Origin of the sequence: Desulfovibrio sp. Huiquan2017 (assembly GCF_017351175.1) — a bacterium.
Lineage (GTDB): Bacteria > Desulfobacterota > Desulfovibrionia > Desulfovibrionales > Desulfovibrionaceae > Pseudodesulfovibrio.
In genome coordinates, this window is record NZ_JAFMPN010000013.1 from 108,995 (window position 1) to 127,833 (window position 18,839).

Genomic DNA, 18,839 nt, shown 5'->3' on the forward strand with positions numbered 1-18,839 from the left:
GCCGGTCTCGCTTCGCAGAGGACGGCTAGGGGCATCCGCTCAGGATGTCGCGCACGATCCGCAACCCTTTCTCCAATTGATCCGGCGACTCCGTGCCGGTCAGCGATACGCGGGCGGCGTTGGGGGCGGGGCTCTGGCCGACGGTGAACTTCTCGGCCCCGAAGACGTTGACTCCGCGTTTGGCGGCGGCCTGTTCCAGGGCTTGGCCGGTCCAGGGGGCGGGCAGTTCGAGCCAGAGGAAGAAGCCGGATCGTTTGCCCCGGAAGCGCAGGCCGTCGAGCGCGTCGCAGGCGAGCATGTAGCGTCGGGCGGCCTCGGCCCGTTTGGCGGCCACCACGCGGTCGGCGGTGCCGTCCTGGATCCACATGGCGCAGAGCTCCACATTGAGGGGCGGGGCCATCCAGATGGTGTTGAGCACGGCCTGGGCCAGGGGCTTGAGCAGGTGCTGGGGAGCGACGACAAAGGCCACCCGCAGACCGGCGGCCAGGGATTTGGACATGCCCGCGATGTAGACGCCGCGATGCGGCACGCGGTTGCCCACCGGGGCGATGCGGCCGGGGTCGGTCAGGTCGTAGGCGTCGTCCTCGACGACGATGAGATCGTGCCGGTCGGCCAGGCGGGCGATCTCGTTGCGCCGCGCGTCGGGCAAGGTGACGGTTGTGGGATTGTGCACGCCGGGCATGAGGTAAAGGGCCCTGATCTCGTCGCGGCGGCAGGCGGCGTCGAGGGCGGCCGGGTCCATGCCGCGCTCGTCCATGGCCACGGGCACCAGCCGCAGGCCGAGCATGGCGGCCAGGGTCTTCAGGCCGGGGTAGGTCAGGGCGTCCACGGCCACCCGGTCGCCGGGGCGCAACAAGCCGCCGAGAACGCAGGTCAGGGCGTGCTGGGACCCGGCGCAGACGATGATGTCCTCGGCCCGAGCCGGGACGTTGAACCGTTCGGCCCAGAGCGCGCCCGCCTTGCGGTGCTCGGCCATGCCGCGCGGGTCGGAGTAGCGCAGCAGGGCGGCCGGGTCCTTGCGCCGGGCGATGCGCCGGAATGCGTCGGTGATTTCCGGGTCCAGGCGGTCGAGAGGGTTGATGAGCCCGAGTTCGAGCATGCCGGGTGCGCACGGCTCGAAGGAGACCATGGAGGAATTGGTCGCCGCGTCCGAGGTGACGAAGGTCCCGCGTCCCACCGTGGCCGAGACCAGGCCGCGCTTTTCCGCCTCGCGGTAGCCGCGCGTGACCGTGGACACGTTCAGGCCCAGCGCGTCGGCCAGGTCGCGGTGGGTGGGCAGCCGCTCGCCGGGAGCGAGCCCCCCGGACGCGATGTCCCGTTCGATGGCGTCCGCCAACGCCGCATACAGGGGGCCTTCGCCTCGAACCAGCGCGGGTGCGTATATTGTCATGCAGACAATATATTCATTGACTACACACAAAGTCAACCGTAGGCCTCTAGGGACGAAAAATCGCAGCAGGATCGCCCGAAAGCGGGACGGTCCGGGGAGTTACCGCCATGAACATGGAAACTTACGCCGCCTTCGTCCTCTTCGTCATTGTCATGACCGGCACGCCCGGCGCGGGCAACCTGACCATGATGGGCATCGGCCAGACCACGGGCTTCAGGTCCGCCATCCCCTTTTTGATCGGGACCACCGTGGGCGCGGTCAGCCTGGACTCCACGGTGGCGCTCGGCCTGGGCAAGCTCATTCAGACGTCGCCCGGCCTTTCGACGATAATGAAGGTTTGCGGAACGTGTTACATTCTGTATCTCGGCTGGAAGCTGTTGAGCATGCGGCTGGGCAATCATGCGGTGGCCCGCCGGTTCTCCTTCTGGGAGGGCGTTGTCCTGCACCCGCTCAATCCCAAGAGCTGGGCCATGGCCCTGGTCGGGTTCGGCATGCTGGCCGATCCGGCCGTGCCGCTTCTCAGGCAGGTGGCCGTTTTTGTCCTGACCTTCATGGTCTTCCAGGTGTCCTTCCACTCGATCTGGGGGCTGGCCGGGGCCGCCATCCTGCGTACCTTCAAGTCCCCGGCCATACTTACCGGGGTCAACTGTGCGCTCGTGGCGGTCATGGTCGGGGCGACCGTGTACGCCCTGTTCGTCTAGCCCTTGGGGCGGATCATCTGTTCCGGCACCACCACGCGGTCGAAATCCTCGGCCGAGACCAGTTTGAGCTCCAGGGCCGCCTCACGCAGGCTTTGCCCGGTCTTGTGGGCGTGCAGGGCGATCTTGGCCGCCTTGTCATAGCCGATGACCGGGGTCAGGGCCGTGACCAGCATGAGCGAATGGGCCACATGCGCCGCGATGCGGTCCCGGTCCGGCTCCAGCCCCTTGAGCAGGTGCTCGGTGAAGCTGCGCATGCCGTCGCCCAGCAGGCGTACCGAGTGGAGCACGTTGCGGACGATCAACGGCTTGTAGGCGTTCATTTCCAGGGCGCCGCCCGTGCCGCCCAGGGTCACGGCCAGATCGTTGGCAATGACCTGGAGGCTGATCATGGTCAGCGCCTCGCACTGAGTCGGGTTGACCTTGCCCGGCATGATCGACGACCCCGGTTCGTTGGCCGGGATGACCAATTCGCCCAACCCGGCGCGTGGCCCGCAGGCCAGCAGCCGGATGTCCGAACCGATCTTGTTCAGGGAGTTGGCCAGGGTCTTGAGGGCCGCCGACAGGTGCACCAGCGCGTCGTGGCTGCCCTGGGCCGCGAACCGGTTGCGCGCCGGGACGAACGGCAATCCGGTCAGTTCCGCGATTCGCTCCACGGCCGCTTCGGCGAATCCGGGCCAACTGTTCACCCCGGTGCCCACCGCCGTGCCGCCCAGAGGCAGTTCGAACACGGATTCCAGGGCCTCCCGGATGCGCCGTCCGTCGTCCTCCACCAGCGCGGCATACCCGGAGAATTCCTGGCCCAGGGTTAGGGGCGTGGCGTCCTGCATGTGCGTGCGCCCGATCTTGACGATCTCCGCCCAGGCCTCGGCCTTGGCCGAAAGCGTTCCGAAAAACTCCGCCAATGCGGGCATAAGGCGTTCAATAACTTCTGTTGCAACAGCCATATACATGACTGACGGAAAGTTATCGTTAGTTGACTGGCTTAAGTTGACGTGGTCGTTGGGGTGAACCGGCGTTTTGGAGCCGAGAGGTTCGCCCGCCAACTGCGAGCAACGGTTGGCGATGACTTCGTTGACATTCATGTTGAACTGTGTGCCGCTGCCCGAGATCCACACCGGCAACGGGAACATGTCCGCGTGCCCGCCCGCCAGAATTTCGTCGCACGCCGTCACGATCAGATTCCGCCGGTCCGCATCCAGCTTCTTGGCCGTACCGTTGGCCAGGGCGCACCCCTTCTTCAGGTAGGCATACGCCCGGATCATCTCCCGGGGCATCAACTCCCCGTCGATGGTGAACAGTTCCAGCGCCCGTTGCGTCTGCGCTCCCCACAACGCCTTTCCCGGCACCTGGACTTCACCCAGGCTGTCCGTCTCGGTTCGAAACATGCGACCTCCACGATCTGGTTTTCACCCACCGTAGCGCATTCGGGACGGCCGCTCAACAGGGAGGATGAGATTTTCCGGGCGGGTGCGTCTTTGACGGCTGGGACGCCGCCCCAGACCCCGCCGGAGGATCTTTTGGAAAAGGTTCTCCGGAGGCCGCCTTCCTGCCCCGCGTTACCCGGACCACGCAAAGACGGCCTGCCCGGCAATCGCCGGGCAGGCCGTCCGTGTTTACAGGCCGGTCGCGTGTCATCGCCGCAAATTGGCGGCGATGGAGACCAGATCCAGGCGGACGGACTCGGGCAGGGCGCGGTAGGGCTGCATGACCGTGCCGGGATAGCCGTCGGTGATGATCTGGAGGGACCGTTCGGGTTCGAGGGAGAACCGTCCCAGGTCCGGGGGCGCGGGCTGGAGGGTCAGGCCGAATTCCGAGGGTCGTCCGGTGAGCCCGTGGCAGGTGGCGCAGGTGTTTTTCCAGATGTCGCGAGCCGGTTCGCCGACTTCGCGCCGGGGCACGGTGGTCGGCCCGAACAGGCTGAAGCTCTTGTCCATCCGGTCGAGCAGCGAGTCGATCTTGTCTTTGTCGAAAACCGTGAAGTAGGGCATGCCCGAGCCGGGCACGCCGGTCAGGATCATGGAGCGGACGTAGTCCCGGTCCGCGCGGACCGCGGCCAGGTCCTCGGGACGGATGAGCAACCGTTTGGCGGCCGGTCCGTCGCCCAGGCCGCCCACGCCGTGGCAGGGCTGGCAGCTTTTTTCATAGATGGTCGTGCCGTTGTCGTAGACCGTGGCGAGCTTGAGGCGGAAGGTCTTCAGCGCGGATTCGCGGAAGCGGTCCAGGTCGGCGGACTCTCGGGTCAGTTCCGCGCGGGCCTCCTTGTGCAGGGTCATGAGGGTGGCGTCTTGGAGGGATTGGCGGGCGGCGAGCATGGACACGAAGACCAGCGGCAGGAGGACGAGCAGGGCGCGTCCGGTCCGGGCGGGGGCCGGGGTTTGGGCCGTGGCGGGGCGCAGGGTCCAGGCCATGGCCATGGCCGCTATGGTGCCGAGGGTCACGGAAGTCAGCACGGGCCAGTTGAATACGTCGGCCACGGTGAAGAGCAGGGGGGCTCCCACCGCCACCTGGAAGAGGATGCCGCCGAACAGCCATGCGTGTAGCCGGGCGCGTTTGTCCGGGGCCTGCCCGGCGGTGAAGAACAGGTGGAAGGCCGCGCCGAAGACCACGGCCGCGCCGAGCACGTGCAGGTAGCGCAGGATCCAGTGCGGCAGGTAGACGGAAGTCGGCGACAGGGCCTTGGCCGCGAAGGCGGTCCACTCGCCGGGGCGCTCCATCAGGGACAGGGCTCCGGTGAAGATGGCCGGGACCGTGAGCAGCGCGCCCAGTCCGATGGCGCCGCTGAGAAACGGCAGCCAGGGGCGGGAAAGCATTTTGTGCTCGAACAGCTCGATGGCCAGGAAGGCGAGGATGAGCAGGGGGATGACCGCGAGCCAGGTGAAGGCGTACAGGCCGGTGGCCGTGAAGAAGCCCAGTGAATAGATCACCTGGATGATCAGCAGGGGGCCCACGCCGAGGACCACGGCCAGGCTCTTGAGGCCCAGGTGGGATTTGACCATCCTCTGGTTCCAGCCCATGTCGGTTCGGTCGGCGGCGCAGCAGTCGCGCAGGAAGAAGACGAAGCCGAGCATGGCCGTGCCGAGCATGAGCAGGACGAAGAGCAGGTGCAGGCCGAAGGTGACGAAGAGCAGGATGCGCAGCCAGATCTCGGGGAGCGGCAGCGCGAGGAACAGGTCTTTCCAGGGTTCCATCACTTGACCTCCCCTTGCAGTTGCGGCCTGGGCAGGGTGTCCTTGTTGGCCATGGAATAGAGGTAGGTGGACATGGTCAGGCGTTCCTCCTCGGACCCGTTGAACGGGGTCATGAACGGCACCATGCTTTCGGTGATGGCGGTCATGGCGTTGACGCTTTCGAGCGTTCGGCCGCGCAGCCGCACGGTGATGTCGTTGATGCCGCCGATGGTGTGGCAGACCCCGCAGTTGGCGTCGAAAAGCGCGCGTCCCGCACGGGCCGCCGGGGCCTTGTCCGTGGTTTCGTTGACCCAGTCCAGGGTGGCCAGCAGCGGGCGGTCTTCGGCCTTGGAAGCCTCGTGGCGGACCATGCGTGATTGGTTGGCGTACATGTAGCCGGGCAGGAGGTAAGGCCCGCGCACGAACTCGCGCACCCGCTCGAACTCGGCCACCAGGCCCACGGACAGGATCAGGGCGGGCAGGAACAGGATCATGGCGGCCCCGCGGCGCTTGAGCAGCCCGGCCACGGCGGCCAGGGCCAGGCAGGCCACGGCCGCTCCGTTGAGCACGGGCAACAGATTCGGCGTCTGGGACCAGACGGAGGTGGCCACCGAGAACTTCCAGTGGGTCAGGTAGGTCCCGGGGATGCGGGAGAAGTAGATCCAGGCGAACAGGGCCGTGCCGGCCATGGCCGCAAGCATGACCAGACCGGTGGCGCGGAAGACCCGTCCGCGTTCATCGGCCGAGCCCCGGAACCGCCAACCGGTCCAGCCGAGGATGAGCAGCGCGCCCAAGGCGATGCCGGCGAAAATGCGCAGCATGAACTGGGGCACGAAGGTCGGGTTGAAGTAGGCCTGGGTAAACGTGCCGCCCTGGGGCCAGCCGTCCGGGGTGAGCATGAAGCCGAGGATGCCGGAGATGAGTACGGCGGAGCTCAGGGCTACGGCCACGTAGCCCCAGCCCACGGCCATGAGCAGACGCGGGCGGCGCTCGGCGAGGCGGTCCCAGAGGAAATAATAGATGAGCAGGAAGACCACCTCGGTGGTGAAGGCCCACCACTCGATGAACCAGGGCCAGAAGAAGAGGTGGATGAGCGAGCCGATGCCCTCGGGCGCGAGAATGCCGGTGATGAACCAGATGCCCACACCGGTCACCGCGCCCACCGAAGTGGTGATGACCACCACGGGCTTGAGCAGGGCGCGCGCGGTCTCTCCCCAGAATCGCCCATGGCCCGTGGCCGCCAGGTTTTGGAAGAGGACAATGAGGATGGTCATGCCGATGGCCACGCCGTGGCTGATGAGCACGTGGAGAACGGCGTTCAGGGCGATGGTCATGCCGTCGCCGAGAACGGGAACGTGAATCAGGGGGAAGGTCATTTCTTGGCCTCCCCGGGCAGCGGGATGACCCGCTCGATCTTGTTCGGATGGGTGGCCTTGAACTTGGGCCGGGGTTGTCCATGCGCGTAGGCGGCCACGTCCAGGGCCTCCTCCTGGGTCAAGCTCGGGCTGGACTTGGGCATGAAGCGCCAGGCGAAGACCGAGAAGGTCCGGATGCGATTCATGCCCGCGCCGTCGTTATAGGCGCCGTCGCCCCACAGGGGCGGGGCGATGGGCGTGCCGTGCCCGTCGTCGCCGTGGCAGCGCGCACAGACGTCCTTGTAGACGGTCGCGCCCGCTTCGGCGTCGGGCTTGTGGTCGTTTTCCAGATGGTGGGCCAGGGCCGCCCACGGCGGGGTTGAGTAGATGGGGATGCCCTTGGATATCCATTGGTAATAGACCAGCAGGGACTGCATGATCTGGCTGTCGGCGGCCGGGGCCTTGCCGTCCATGCTGCGTTCGAAACAGCCTTGGGTGCGCAGGGCCAGGTCGGCGGTGTATTCACGGCGGCCTCGGTAGAGCGGGTATTTGGCCCCCACCCCCACCAGCGAGATGGTGTCCTTGCTCCGTCCGCCGTCAAAATGGCAGTTGGTGCAGGCCATGTCGTTGCCCACGTACCCGGGCGCGTATTTCTTGGTCTCGGTCATGATCTTGTAGCCGAGCATGACCATGGGCCTGATCTGTTCCGGGGCGTCTTCGGGCGCAGGGGGGTTGAAAACCGGCTCAAGGGGCGCGGGGACCGTTCCCGTGGTCGGACCCGTAGCGGTCGGACCGGCTGTCCTGGGCATGGGCGCGGACCATTGGAAGAAAAAGACCAGCCATGCGCCGAAAATCAACAACAAGACAACCAGGGTCAGAGAGAAAAACAGTTTTGCTTGGTTCATGGGATCTCCATTTGAACAGGCTGGATCGACAAAATCGGCGGCGTCCGCCCCGGACCGAGGCCGGGACCGCCGGAGGACAGTCTATGCGATGTTTGGGTAGTTGTTCAACCGTCCGTGGCGAAAGTCACCCAAAAGTGCTCCTTCCCGGGCGCTCCGTCAACGCCCATCCGAATGGATGGGGTATCTCATCCGGAACCATCATTTTCTGGACATTTTCGAGACAGTTGGTCTACGGATTGCCTAGGATCAGGCGCAGCCATTAGTCAATGGGAGCCGGGAGCATGTCGCAAGCATCGTTCGAAAACATTTGCATTTTCCATATCCTGGACGGTCTTCGGGACGGATTGTCTCATTTTTCGCCCCCGAGCCGGGTGGCGGTCATCTACGCCGTGAACCGTGGCGATCCGCTGCGCATCTGCGATCCGCAGGGGCTGCTTGAGGGACATGAGCCGAAGTTGCAGGACTATTTTCTCTACTCCAGCCGTTGGCGGGGCCGTGACGAATTCCTCGAGGGCGTGCGCGTGCTCAGCCAGGAGGAGATCGGCCTGGACCTGGCCGGGCTGATCACCCTGGGGGCGCGCTCCAACGCCGTGAGCTACCAGATGTGGTTCACCGAGGAGCACCCGAACCTGTGCTCGCCGGGCCCCACCAGAAACTGGCTGGAATACGCGGCCGAGCTGCTTTCCCAGCATTTCTCCATCGGCAACGTCATGGGCCTGGATACGGCCGGGTTCATGCTTCAGCATTGCGCCATTCACGCCATCCGCGACTTTATCGTGGATGAACGCTCCCGCCTGGGGTGGCTGGATACCAAGATCCGGGTCTATCCCTTCCTGGACGCCCTGCTCGGTGTGTCGGCCACCAAGGAGGAGGGGGCCGCGCCCCGGGGCCGCATCGTGGTGGTGGAGCCCAACCAGTTGGATCAGGTCCGGTTCATCTGCCGTTTCCCCGAGCACGAGCAGCCCAAGACCGCGAATTTCAAGCACGTGCGCAAGCTGTTGCAGGCGGTGGAGGACTCGGGACGGGTCCTGGTCTCGAACGGCACCTCGGTGCTGGGCATCGCCATCGGGCCCATGCCCGGCGCATATCTTGCGGCCCAGTTCTCCGGCTCCTACGGGTTCCTGTGGATCCGCAACCAACTGGTGTGCAGCTTTTCCGACGGACGGTTCCAGTCCTCCAATCTACGGGCCAACCTGGTCCAATTGGAGGAACAGTTCCTGGAGACGGACATGACCATGGAGAAACAGAACGCCCTGTTCAAGATCGTCACCACCATGGTCAACCGGGTACGCGACCGCAAGCACGGCTGCACCTTGGTGGTGGACATGGGCCGCGAGCCCCTGACCATGTCCGGCCAGCACCTGGAGGAACCCCTGGACCTGACCCGGAGCAGCCACCTCAAACTGGCCTGTTCCCTGTCCAGGCTCGACGGGGCCGTGCACATCGGCCGGGACCTTAGGCTGCACGGCTTCGCTTGCCTCATGGACGGACGCAGCGTGCCGGGCGAGAACCGGGCGCGGGGTGCGCGTTTCAATTCCGCCTTGCGTTTCACCGCCGATCACGAGCAACTGGTGGTCGTGGTCGTGTCCTCGGACCGCCCCGTGTCCATCATCAAGGACGGGGTGGAACTGACCGCGCTGTGCCATTTCCAGAATATCTGCGGCCTACATCGGCCTCCTTTGCTGGCCGAGTGGGTCATGAGCTAAGGGCGGGGCCGGTTTTCGATCATGCGCGCCGACTGGATGTCCGATCCTCTGTTCTGGGTCCTGGCCCTGCCCGCCCTAGCCGCGTCCGGCCTGCTCGTCCAGATGGTCCTGTCCCTGTTTCGCTGCTGCGCCTCTTTCAAGCTCCGGGGCCGGTCCGTGCAGCTCAAGTGGTGGATGATCCCGGCCACTTCGGCTCTGTGCGTCCTGCTTTGGTCTCTGGCCGCCCTGTACGCCGCCTTGGTGGCCTGACTCTCCGCCCGCCGGGAATCATTACGATTGTCGATGTCACAACAACGACATCCGAATTTTACGTTCCCGTTACGTCTCTGTAACAAATCGGGTCGCCAAAATTGTGTTCGAAGGTACGCTCCCCCCTTCCGATAAAGGTATCCGAACGGCCCGGCGGCGCCGTTGCAAGGGGGGACAATGCGACTCAGCGTAAAGATGATTTTGTTTTGCCTGCTGGTGGGGATCGTGCCCCTGGCGGGCATGGCGGGCTACAGCCTGCACAACGCCTCGGTCAGCATGAAGGAGCAGTCCTTCAGCAAGCTGGTCTCCCTTCAGGAGGCCAAATCCCATGAACTGGACGGGCTGACCGAACTGTGGAACCGGGACATCACCATGTATTCCGAGGCCAAGTACGTGTACAGCGCCCTGGTCCGGCTTCGGGACATCATTTTCTATGCGGCCGAACCCGGTCAGCCCATGGACTTGGCCAACGAGGACTACGCGCACGCCCTGAAGCGGGTCGTGCCGGAATTCACCCCGTGGCTCAAGGTCTGCGGCTATGCCGACGCCCTGATCCTGGACGACACCGGGCGCATCGTCTTTGCGGCGGCCGAAGGCAAGGAACTGGGCCGGGACATCGCCAAAGGGGACCTGGCCGACAGCCAGCTTTTGCCTGCCTGGAAGCGGGCCCTCAAGGGCGAAACCGTGTTCGTGGACTTCGCCCCCTACAGGCCGTTGGACGGGCGGCCGTGCGCCTTTATCGCCGCCCCCATCCGGCGTTACGGGCAGGGCATCGAGGGCGTGGCCATGCTGCGCATTCCCATCGAATCCGTGAACAAGGTCATGCGCACCCGGGCAGGCATGGGCGAGACCGGCGAGGCATATCTGGTGGGTACGGACGGGCGCATGCGCTCGGATATGTATTCCGATTCCGCGGGCCACAGCGTGATCGCCTCCTTTGCCGACACGCAGTCGGGCGGCATGCGTTCCGAGCCCGCCCTGCGTGCCCTGGGTGGCGGGATCGGACGTATGGACAGCGTGGATTTCCGGGGCCGCGAGGTCCTGGCGGCTTATTCCCCGGTCAAGGTGGGCGACACCGTCTGGGGCCTGGTGGCCAAGATCGACGCCGCCGAGGCCCTGGATCCGGTGCGCAAGCTGGAGAACGCGGCCCTGGTCGTGACCGGCGGCTCCGTGGCGGGCATTGTCCTGGTCACCCTGTTCTTTTTGCGCCTGGTCCTGCTCAAGCCGCTCAAGGCGCTGCGCGTCTATGCGGGCCGGGTGGCCGAAGGCGACCTGGAGACCCGGCCGCGCGGACGGTTCAAGGGCGAGCTCGGCGAGGTCACCGAGGCCATCGAACGGATGGTCCACAACCTGGGCGAGAAAATGGGCGAAGCCGAAGGGGCCTCGCGCCTGGCCCAGACCCGCGCCGCCGAAGCCGAGGCCGCCGCGGTCCGGGCCGAGAGCGAGCGCCGGGCGCGCACGGACGCGGCCCGCGCCCAGCGCGAGGGCATGCTTCAGGCGGCGGGCATGCTGGAGACCGTGGTCTCGGGCATGCGCGAGGCCTCGGCCACGGTGAACCAGGAGTCCGGCAGGATCATGGAGGGGGCCAACAGCCTGAGCGCCCGGGTGGAGACCACGGCGGCCTCCATGGAGGAGTTGGCCGGGTCCATCCGCGAGGTGGCCGGGAACGCCGAAACCGCGTCCCGGGATGCGGGCAACGCCCGGCAACGGGCCCAGGAAGGGTCCGAAGTGGTCCGGCGCACCGTGGAGTCCATCGGCGACGTCCACGCCATCACCGAAAGGCTCAAGGAACAGGTGGCCAACCTGGGAACCAAGGCGGATTCCATCGGCAAGGTCATGAACGTCATTTCCGACATCGCGGACCAGACCAATCTTCTGGCGTTGAACGCGGCCATCGAGGCGGCCCGCGCGGGCGAGGCCGGGCGCGGGTTCGCGGTGGTGGCCGACGAGGTGCGCAAGCTCGCCGAGAAGACCATGGCCGCCACCCGCGAGGTGGGCGGGTCCATCGCGGCCATCCAGGGGGACGTGCGCGAGAACATCAAGGGCATGGACCTGGCCGCGGACAAGGTGAACGTGGCCAACCGGCTGGCCGGGGAATCGGGCCGGGCCCTGAGTGAAATCATGGGATTTTTCGAGACCGTCACCGGCCAGGTGTCGGCCATTGCCGCAGCGAGCACCCAGCAGTCCAACGCGGGCGAGGAGATCAACCGGGCCGTGAGCGAAGTGGACGCGGTTTCCACCCAAACCGCCGAGGCGGTGGCCCAGACCGGTGGGGCCATCGGCGAGCTGACCGGCCAGATCGAGACCCTGTCAAAGCTCTACGGGCTGTTCATGCTGCTCGGCGAGGGCGTGGTCCAGAAGCAGGTGGAGTCCCTGGCCAAGGCCCCGGACCTGGCCGTGCCCGAAAAGCGGCTCGCCCTTCTCCAGCGGGTGGTCCGGGACAACCCGAGCCTGGAAACGGCTTGGCTCATCGATTCCCGGGGCGTGCTGGTCACGGAATTCGCCACGGCCCACGGTTCCCCGGGCAACGGTTCGGGCGGACCGGGCACCAATTGGGCGGACCGCGACTGGTTCCGCGAGCCCATGCGCACGGGCGAGAGTTTTATCTCGAACATCTATTATTCAAAGACGATAGACGACTATTGCCTGACCGTGGCCACGCCCGTGAAGGACGGCGGGGGCCACATCCTTTCGGTTCTGGCCGTGGACGTCCGCCATGTGGGCTAGCCTGCGGCGTTCGGGGTGTCTTCAGGACTTGGAGCGGCGGCGCAGGAGCACGAGCAGGACGATCAGCCCGGCCAGCCCCACGGCCCAGGCCAGGCCGGTGACCGGCAGGACCGGACGTTCCTGTACCGTGCCCGCGGGCGGATTAACCACCTCGGCCGAGTCCGGGGCATGCAGCCCGAAGCGGGCCAGGGCCGTGCCGTCGAAACGCAGCGCCGGCCGACTGGGCGGGGGCAGCATCTCGCGCACGTTCTCGCCGCCGAGGATCTTGCGGACGACGCGGGCCGCGTCCGCGCCCACGTCCTTGGCCGAAATCATCCATCCGCCCACGGCCCCGGTTCCGAAGACCGCGTCGTCCAGGAGATAGACGGGCGCGTCCGCCCGTTCCCGGATGAGCGCGGCCATCTCCTCGTTAGAGATCGGGGAACCGTCCCGGTCCTCGGCAAAGCCCAGGAACAGGACCGTGCCCGTGGAGGGGACGCTGGCCAGGGTGTCGCCCAGGCCCTTCAGGTCGAGCCCCCGGTCGTCTCCCGGTTCGAAGCCGGGGAATAGGATTTGCGCGCGGTTGAGGTAGGGGCGCATGGCCTCGTTGACCAGCTCCATGCGGCGGGCCGCCTCGGGCGTGCGGTCGGCGACGGCCACGAGCAGGCGGGTGGCGGGACGCATGGCGAAGATGAGGTCCACGCTCCGGCGCACGGCGCAGTCCGTGGCGATGCCCGTATAGTTGCCGCATTCGGACAGCTCTTCGGGATCGGGCCGGGCCATGGCACAATAGATCACCGGGGCTTCGGGAAAAAGCCCCGCATACTTGCGGACGAAGGCGAAGGCCAGGGGCCCTTCGGCCACCACGGCTTTAGGCGCGTCTCCGGCCAGGTCCTCGGACAATCGGTCGTAGACCGCGTCGTAGGCGTCCTCGTCCGTGCCGTCGGCCGTGAGAAACGCCTGGCGCACGGAAGCCGTGCCGCCGAGCCCCTCGATCAGTCCCGAAGCCAGCCGTTGGTTCCAAGGGGTGGGCCCGACCCCGGAATGGAGCAGAAGCACCTCGTCCGCACGGGCCGGCCCGCAGAGGGTCAGCAGCCAGGTCAAGGCCAGAAAGACCATCAACCGATAATGTATAACCATTTTTTAAAATAGGGTATTTTTATATCGTCAGTTACCGAAAGTCGTCGATACGGCGCTTCGATCCCGTCTAGTTTGGTGCGGAACAGACCCGGTTTCGGCCCGAGTTCTTGGCCTGGTACAGGGCGGCATCGGCGGCGCCGATCAGTTCCCCGACGGACCAGCCGACCTTCATGCGGGCGACGCCCACGGATACGGTGAAGTTGATGGGCGTGTCCCCGAGTTTGCCGTTGGTCCGCACGCGGAAGTCGTAGCGCTCCACGTCTGCCCGCAGGGCCTCGGCAGTGGCGGAAGCGCGGCCGAGGTCCATGTCCCGCAGGACCACGACCAGCTCCTCCCCGCCATAGCGGGCCGCGAAGCCGCTGTGCCGGATGGCGTGGGTGTTGACGATGCGGGCCAGGGCGCGGAGCACGTCGTCCCCCGCCTGATGCCCGTAGGTGTCGTTGACCTTCTTGAAGTGGTCCACGTCGATCATCATCAGGGTCAAGGGCGTGCCGGTGCGGGCGAATTCCTCCACCGTTTCTCTGAGATGGGCCTCCAGAGATCGGCGGTTGTGCAGGTCGGTCAGCAGGGGATCGAACTCGGCGGTCACGCGGAAGTGCTCGGCCTTGGCGTTGAGCGCGCGCGTTTCCTCGCGGAATTCCTCGATGATCTCTTTAAACATGCCGCGCACCCTGGACAGAATGTGGGACTTCTGAGCGCCTTCCCGGATGACCTCCACGGTCTCCTCCTGGAAGGTGTTCAACCGAATATCCTGGCGCGTGCTGGCCCCGTGCATGGACGAGATCATCTCGTTCATTTCGTTGATGAGCAGCCCGGCGGTGCGCTTTTCCACGGCCAGGGCTTCCTCCATTTCCAGGGCCCCGATGGTCTGCATCAGGTATCCGTCGAGCAGGGCTATGACCGTTTCCAGCCGCTTTTCGGAGAAATCGTTCTCCATGAGCTGCTCGCAGATCTCGAACTGAATCTCGGATTTTTTGTCGTCGGAATAGATGCTCAACCGGGAGAGCAGGTTGCGCACGAACAGGATGACGGCCATCCAGTCCGCCTCGTGGGGGTTGTCGCTCTGATGAAAATTTTTGAAAAATCGGTCGATTTCGCTCGGGCTTTTGGACATCGTCGGAATTCCCCGGAGTGAAGGACTTGAAAAAAACCGGTCATGCAGCGGGCCGGACAAAAATGTCGCCTTTTCGGCTTGATAGCATCCGTTGTCGTTCCGGTACAAGCGGAAAGGAGGCGAAGGGACATAAAAAAGTGCGCCTTGCCGGGTTACCCGGCGGGCATCAGGGACGGCATTTCAAAATTTTACTGTATGACGTCCTGGTGCGTTTGTGTTTGGCGCACGGTGCTCTTTCTGTGAGCGGGGCGACTCCTTTCGCCATATGTATTGTCGAAGCAATCGGTGTCTATTTCCTCCCATCCTCCGTCTGAGTGTCTCGTTTTCCTCTGTCGAGGACCTCTGCCATTGATTCAAATATACGCTCCCCGGGAAAACGGCGCAAGGGTTCGCGTTGTGCAAACAGCCTTCTTGGCCGCAACCGTTGGTCAGGCCTGGAAATAAAAATGCATTTTTACGAGAAAGCCGGGGGAGTCACCGGACAGGGACAGGCAAAAAAGACAAGATCCAATTATGCCAATATATTGTGCCCGCCGACGAAAGGCAAGCACAAAGGCGAATATCCCCCCGAGAGGGATATTCACATCCCGGCTGTGGTTCGGAAAACGGCGGTTAGCCGTCCGCAAAGGGGTCGCTGATCAGCTCCAGGACCCGGGCGCGGTCCAACTGGTGTACCCCCGCGCCTTCGGCAGCCAGTGCGTGGCCTATCTCGCCCAGGCTCTGATCGGCCTCGGCCGCCTCCCGGCGGCCCAGGTTCCGGGACACGGCGGTTATGGCGTCGTCCAGGCTTTCACCGGCCCGGGCCTTGAGTTGCTCGATGCGTTCGCGGGAGGCCCCGGCAAGGGGGGTCTGGGATGCGATGGATTGGATAGCGGGCATTTTCGTCTCCTTCGTGTTGGCTGCCGGGACGGAAGCAAAACCTGTGCCTGATGAAAATATTCATGTGATGCAGTATGTTGTCGAGAATAGTGTGATTTCGGGGCGGCATGTTTTTCCGCCCGCCGGGGGGGGGCGGGGACGAGAGGGGGGCGGCCGGGCTGCCGTTTACCGGGACCGGTCCGGGAGCCCGCGCAGATACCGGCTCAATCCCTCGGCATAGCCCGAGGAGGCCAGGAAGCCGCAATTGTGATCCCCGGACAAGGCCCAGAAAAGCTTGGGCCCGCCATACCCTTCGAACAGACTCCGGCCCATGGCGTAGGGGACCAGGTCATCCTCCGGGCTGTGCAGGAACAGGGCGGGGATTCGAACCCCGGCCAGGGCGCGCTTATTGTCGTAGTGGTGGCGCACCAGCCAGTGGACCGGCAGCCAGGGATATCGGGCCGCCCCCATGTCCGCCACCGAGGTGAAGGTGGATTCCAGGATCAGCCCGCCGGGCTTTGTGTCCGCATCGGTCAAATCCGCCGCCAGCCGGGCGGCCACGCCCCCGCCCAGACTGCGCCCGAACAGGATTACATCTTCGGGCGCAAAGCCCTTCTCCCGCACCAGCCAGTCCCAGGCGGCCCGGGCGTCGCTGCGCGTGGCCTTTTCCGATGGCCTGCCTTCGCTCGATCCGTAGCCCGAATAGTCGAAGGCCAGCACCGAAAGGCCGAGTTCGTGAAATATTCCATACGTCGCCATCAGATGTGAAACGTTGCCCCCGTTGCCGTGGCACAAGAGCAGGACGCGGTCCGCGCCCGGGCGCGGCAGCCACCACCCGTGGATGCGCGTGCCCAGCCCGTTCGTCAGCCATACATCCTCGTACCGGAGGCCGGCCTGATCCGGCCGCGCGGCCCATTCTTTGCGCGGGCAATAGACCAGCCCGCGCTGATTACAGAACACCCAGGCGGCGAGGCCCGCGTAGACCGCCATCGCGGCCGCGACTATGTCCCAAATTGTCCACATGCCCGGACCATAACATTGAGAAGCACGTTTGTGCACCCTTTCCATTTCCCGCACCTTGTTCTATTTTGCCGCCATGGACATCGCAGGCATCATTTTGGCCGGGGGCCTCGGCACCCGCATGGGCCATGTCAAAAAAGCGTTTTTGACCATCAGCGGCCGGACCATCCTCGATCGGCTGTTGGCGGTGTATCGCCCCTTGTTCTCCGAAATCCTCATCGCCGCGCGCGACAAGGACGACTACGGAGCGTATGACCTGCCCGTGGCCGAAGACCGATTCCCGGCCCGCTCGTCCATGACCGGCATCCATGCGGGATTGACCGCCATGCGGGCTTCCCATGGGTTCATGGCCGCCTGCGACGGCCCGTTCCTCCAGTCCGGCCTGGTCCGGGCGCTCCTTGCCCAGGCCGCGCCTGAAGACGATGTGGTCATTCCCAGCAAGGATGACGGTTACCTCGAACCCCTTTGCGCCATCTATTCCAAGCGCTGCATCCCGCACATCGAAGCCCAGCTCGACCAGGAAAACTACCGCATCGTCTCCTTTTTCGAGCGCGTCCGGGTCAAGCCTGTTCCGGTCTCCCTGCTCCAGGCGGGCGATCCCCACCATATCTCCTTCTTTAACGTCAATTCCCCGGACGATTTGCGCCAGGCCGAGCGCCTGGCCGCCGAACTCGGGGTGTAGGCGTCTCCGCCCGGGGCATCCCGGATTTCCAATCGGACAAGAACGCCCCTGAATAGGGCGCGTCTCGTTTTGCGTGGCGGGGGGTGTCGTCAGGCCGTTTCGGCCCGTCCCGCGTGGACGGGCGGTGTGGCGGAAGGCGCGAAATGGCGGACGGCTGCTGCCGGGTCGCGGTCCAGGGAATCGAGAAGTCCGGCGAGAAACCGGGCGTTGGGCGGGGTGGGCGAGGGCGCGGACAGGCGCAGGACGGTGAGGGCGGCGAAGACGGCGAGCGGCAGGAGCGCGACCGTGATGGCGGCACACATGGCGGACCTCCAGGTTTGCCACAGGAGATCAGACCGCCGTTACGGAAGTATGGTGATAGGATGACCCTTGGGTGACGAAACGGGGCCTAGTTCGAGGACTCGATGATCAGGTTGGGCAATTCATCGGTGTCGTCGGGTTTGATGGGGAACCGCTCGGTGAGCATCTCGCCGCAGCGGCGCACGCCCGCGCACAGGGCTTCGCCGGGCCTGCCCGCGCGGATGCCGTCGGTGACGAGAGTGACGACCTCTTCCCAGGCCAAGGGGTTGACCAGGTCGTTGATGCCCTTGTCGGCCAGAATCTGGACCGAACGCTCATAGACCGAGACGTAGAGGATGATGCCGGTCTTGTCGCGGGTGTTGTGCAGGCCGTGGGCGTGGAAGGCGGTGAAGGCCGCCTCGGCCACCTCCTCGCGCATTTCGCGTTTGGACAGGAAGGGGCGCTTGAGGGCCGGGACCGCATCGAACAGCCTGGAGAACCCGAGGAACAGGGCGAAGAAGAGAAGGAGGAAGACCCACATGTCCTCGCGGCCCAGGGCGAGGGTCAGGGCCACGGCGGTGAGCGAGCCGAGAACGAGGCTGCCGATGAGCCCGGCCCGGGGGTAGTCGTAGCTCATGGGCGCGATGACCGGCACGATCTCGCCGGAGGTGGTGGACTCGGCCTCCTGGACGCACCGGACGAGGGCGTCCTGTTCGGCTTGGGTGAGAAATGTATCCGCTTTGTTGCTCATGGGAAAACCTTGTTGTTACCAGCCGCCGGAAGCGCCGCCGCCGCCGAATCCGCCGCCGCCGAAGCCTCCGAATCCGCCGCCGAATCCTCCACCGCCGAACCCGCCGCCACGGCCGATGCGCGGGCCGGGCAGGAAGACGACGCCGGGACCTCTGCGTCCGGAGCCGGTGGAGCCGGTGGAGCCCGAACCCGGCGGTCTGGTCCGCCCGAATTTTTCGGTCAGCAGGATGATGAAGATCATGGGGCCGAGGAGGATGGCCAGGATGTTCAGCTTGCTCTTGGGCTTTTTGGGCAGGGCCGTGAACTCGCCGCGCACGGCTCCGGATATGGCGGTGACGCCGTCGAGGAAGCCCCGGTCGAATCGCCCGGCCTTGAACTGCGGGGTGATGATGTTGTCGATGATCTGCCCTGCCAGGACATCGGTGAGCCTGCCTTCCAGACCATAGCCCACCTCGATGCGGATCTTTCGGTCCGCCTTGCTGACCAGGAGGATGACCCCGTTGTCGAATCCCTTCTGGCCGACCTTCCAGGCGTCGGCCACACGGATGGAGAAGTCCTCGATGGCCTCGCCCTTGAGCGAGGGCACGGTCAGGACCGTCACTTGGGTGGAGTCCGTCCGCTCCAGGTCGGCCAGCCGGTCCTCAAGGGTCTGCCGCGTGCGCGGGGACATCATCTTGGCCAGGTCGTTGACCCGCGTGGTGTACGGGGGCACGTCCAGGGCAGAGGCCATGGCGGCCGTGCCGAGGATCAGGAACAGGGCCAGGAGGAGACCCGCAAGGGGGCCGGAAGATCGGTTCGGGAGTAAGCGCACCGCCGG

17 protein-coding genes are annotated in these 18,839 nt (G+C 65.4%); 5 read left to right on the forward strand and 12 right to left on the reverse strand.

Going from position 1 to position 18,839, the window contains the following annotated elements; translation table 11 throughout:
• Positions 1–25: 25 nt before the first annotated feature.
• Positions 26–1,390, reverse strand: coding sequence for an aminotransferase-like domain-containing protein (locus J0909_RS12590; RefSeq protein ID WP_207263308.1), 1,365 nt, complete (start codon positions 1,388–1,390; stop codon positions 26–28).
• Between the two features lie 107 nt (positions 1,391–1,497).
• Between J0909_RS12590 and J0909_RS12595 the strand changes: the two genes are divergently transcribed.
• Complete coding sequence (locus J0909_RS12595; protein ID WP_207263309.1) at positions 1,498–2,091, forward strand: LysE family translocator; 594 nt, start codon at positions 1,498–1,500, stop codon at positions 2,089–2,091.
• Here J0909_RS12595 and J0909_RS12600 read toward each other — a convergent pair.
• The 4 genes from J0909_RS12600 to J0909_RS12615 all read right to left on the reverse strand — a co-directional run bounded on the left by J0909_RS12600 (position 2,088) and on the right by J0909_RS12615 (position 7,518).
• Complete coding sequence (locus tag J0909_RS12600; protein ID WP_207263310.1) at positions 2,088–3,476, reverse strand: class II fumarate hydratase; 1,389 nt, start codon at positions 3,474–3,476, stop codon at positions 2,088–2,090. The genes J0909_RS12595 and J0909_RS12600 overlap by 4 nt on opposite strands.
• 246 nt (positions 3,477–3,722) lie before the next feature.
• On the reverse strand, positions 3,723–5,279 hold the full coding sequence (locus tag J0909_RS12605) for a c-type cytochrome (protein ID WP_207263311.1): 1,557 nt from the start codon (positions 5,277–5,279) through the stop codon (positions 3,723–3,725).
• Positions 5,279–6,634 (reverse strand): cytochrome ubiquinol oxidase subunit I, encoded by a 1,356-nt coding sequence (locus J0909_RS12610; protein WP_207263312.1) that lies wholly within the window; start codon positions 6,632–6,634, stop codon positions 5,279–5,281. Before J0909_RS12610 ends, J0909_RS12605 begins: the two co-directional genes overlap by 1 nt.
• Positions 6,631–7,518, reverse strand: coding sequence for a c-type cytochrome (locus tag J0909_RS12615; protein WP_207263313.1), 888 nt, complete (start codon positions 7,516–7,518; stop codon positions 6,631–6,633). The genes J0909_RS12610 and J0909_RS12615 overlap by 4 nt, the downstream gene beginning before the upstream one ends.
• A 281-nt stretch (positions 7,519–7,799) precedes the next feature.
• On the opposite strand from J0909_RS12615, the gene J0909_RS12620 reads away from it, so the two are divergent.
• The 3 genes from J0909_RS12620 (at position 7,800) to J0909_RS12630 (ending at position 12,200) form a co-directional block, all read left to right on the forward strand.
• Positions 7,800–9,224 carry a DNA integrity scanning protein DisA nucleotide-binding domain protein gene (locus tag J0909_RS12620; RefSeq protein WP_207263314.1) on the forward strand — a complete coding sequence of 475 codons (1,425 nt, stop codon included), beginning with the start codon at positions 7,800–7,802 and terminating at the stop codon, positions 9,222–9,224.
• 21 nt (positions 9,225–9,245) lie between these two features.
• Positions 9,246–9,473 carry a competence protein ComEC gene (locus J0909_RS12625; RefSeq protein WP_207263315.1) on the forward strand — a complete coding sequence of 76 codons (228 nt, stop codon included), beginning with the start codon at positions 9,246–9,248 and terminating at the stop codon, positions 9,471–9,473.
• Between the two features lie 177 nt (positions 9,474–9,650).
• Entirely contained in the window at positions 9,651–12,200 is a 2,550-nt protein-coding gene (locus J0909_RS12630; protein WP_207263317.1) for a methyl-accepting chemotaxis protein, read from the forward strand.
• Between the two features lie 21 nt (positions 12,201–12,221).
• Here J0909_RS12630 and J0909_RS12635 read toward each other — a convergent pair whose 3' ends face one another.
• From J0909_RS12635 to J0909_RS12650, 4 genes are all read right to left on the reverse strand, one after another.
• Positions 12,222–13,319: a hypothetical protein gene (locus J0909_RS12635; protein WP_207263319.1), complete on the reverse strand. Its 1,098-nt coding sequence runs from the start codon at positions 13,317–13,319 to the stop codon at positions 12,222–12,224.
• A gap of 67 nt (positions 13,320–13,386) precedes the next feature.
• Positions 13,387–14,433, reverse strand: a complete 1,047-nt coding sequence (locus J0909_RS12640; protein ID WP_207263321.1) for a GGDEF domain-containing protein — start codon at positions 14,431–14,433, stop codon at positions 13,387–13,389.
• A gap of 612 nt (positions 14,434–15,045) precedes the next feature.
• The gene (locus J0909_RS12645; protein WP_207263322.1) at positions 15,046–15,312 is read right to left on the reverse strand and encodes a hypothetical protein; all 267 of its coding nucleotides are present in this window, start codon (positions 15,310–15,312) and stop codon (positions 15,046–15,048) included.
• A gap of 165 nt (positions 15,313–15,477) precedes the next feature.
• Positions 15,478–16,314: an alpha/beta hydrolase gene (locus tag J0909_RS12650; RefSeq protein ID WP_286181988.1), complete on the reverse strand. Its 837-nt coding sequence runs from the start codon at positions 16,312–16,314 to the stop codon at positions 15,478–15,480.
• A gap of 28 nt (positions 16,315–16,342) precedes the next feature.
• Here J0909_RS12650 and mobA point away from each other — a divergent pair, with 28 nt between their 5' ends.
• Positions 16,343–16,993 (forward strand): molybdenum cofactor guanylyltransferase, encoded by a 651-nt coding sequence (gene mobA / locus J0909_RS12655; protein ID WP_286181990.1) that lies wholly within the window; start codon positions 16,343–16,345, stop codon positions 16,991–16,993.
• A gap of 89 nt (positions 16,994–17,082) precedes the next feature.
• Here mobA and J0909_RS12660 read toward each other — a convergent pair whose 3' ends face one another.
• The 3 genes from J0909_RS12660 to J0909_RS12670 all read right to left on the reverse strand — a co-directional run bounded on the left by J0909_RS12660 (position 17,083) and on the right by J0909_RS12670 (position 18,833).
• Complete coding sequence (locus J0909_RS12660; protein WP_207263326.1) at positions 17,083–17,295, reverse strand: hypothetical protein; 213 nt, start codon at positions 17,293–17,295, stop codon at positions 17,083–17,085.
• 86 nt (positions 17,296–17,381) lie between these two features.
• Complete coding sequence (locus J0909_RS12665) at positions 17,382–18,023, reverse strand: TPM domain-containing protein (protein WP_207263328.1); 642 nt, start codon at positions 18,021–18,023, stop codon at positions 17,382–17,384.
• Between the two features lie 15 nt (positions 18,024–18,038).
• Positions 18,039–18,833, reverse strand: a complete 795-nt coding sequence (locus tag J0909_RS12670; protein ID WP_207263330.1) for a TPM domain-containing protein — start codon at positions 18,831–18,833, stop codon at positions 18,039–18,041.
• Positions 18,834–18,839 lie beyond the last annotated feature (6 nt).

Excerpts from the sequence above, each read along its gene's own strand:
- J0909_RS12590 (WP_207263308.1), bottom strand. The coding sequence starts at position 1,390 with ATGACAATATACGCACCCGCGCTGGTTCGAGGCGAAGGCCCCCTGTAT.
- J0909_RS12660 (WP_207263326.1), bottom strand. The coding sequence starts at position 17,295 with ATGTGTGCCGCCATCACGGTCGCGCTCCTGCCGCTCGCCGTCTTCGCC.
- J0909_RS12645 (WP_207263322.1), bottom strand. The coding sequence starts at position 15,312 with ATGCCCGCTATCCAATCCATCGCATCCCAGACCCCCCTTGCCGGGGCC.
- J0909_RS12615 (WP_207263313.1), bottom strand. The coding sequence starts at position 7,518 with ATGAACCAAGCAAAACTGTTTTTCTCTCTGACCCTGGTTGTCTTGTTG.
- J0909_RS12620 (WP_207263314.1), top strand. The coding sequence starts at position 7,800 with ATGTCGCAAGCATCGTTCGAAAACATTTGCATTTTCCATATCCTGGAC.
- J0909_RS12600 (WP_207263310.1), bottom strand. The coding sequence starts at position 3,476 with ATGTTTCGAACCGAGACGGACAGCCTGGGTGAAGTCCAGGTGCCGGGA.
- J0909_RS12650 (WP_286181988.1), bottom strand. The coding sequence starts at position 16,314 with ATGTGGACAATTTGGGACATAGTCGCGGCCGCGATGGCGGTCTACGCG.
- J0909_RS12625 (WP_207263315.1), top strand. The coding sequence starts at position 9,246 with ATGCGCGCCGACTGGATGTCCGATCCTCTGTTCTGGGTCCTGGCCCTG.
- J0909_RS12630 (WP_207263317.1), top strand. The coding sequence starts at position 9,651 with ATGCGACTCAGCGTAAAGATGATTTTGTTTTGCCTGCTGGTGGGGATC.
- J0909_RS12605 (WP_207263311.1), bottom strand. The coding sequence starts at position 5,279 with ATGGAACCCTGGAAAGACCTGTTCCTCGCGCTGCCGCTCCCCGAGATC.
- J0909_RS12610 (WP_207263312.1), bottom strand. The coding sequence starts at position 6,634 with ATGACCTTCCCCCTGATTCACGTTCCCGTTCTCGGCGACGGCATGACC.
- J0909_RS12640 (WP_207263321.1), bottom strand. The coding sequence starts at position 14,433 with ATGTCCAAAAGCCCGAGCGAAATCGACCGATTTTTCAAAAATTTTCAT.
- J0909_RS12595 (WP_207263309.1), top strand. The coding sequence starts at position 1,498 with ATGAACATGGAAACTTACGCCGCCTTCGTCCTCTTCGTCATTGTCATG.
- J0909_RS12665 (WP_207263328.1), bottom strand. The coding sequence starts at position 18,023 with ATGAGCAACAAAGCGGATACATTTCTCACCCAAGCCGAACAGGACGCC.
- J0909_RS12635 (WP_207263319.1), bottom strand. The coding sequence starts at position 13,319 with ATGGTTATACATTATCGGTTGATGGTCTTTCTGGCCTTGACCTGGCTG.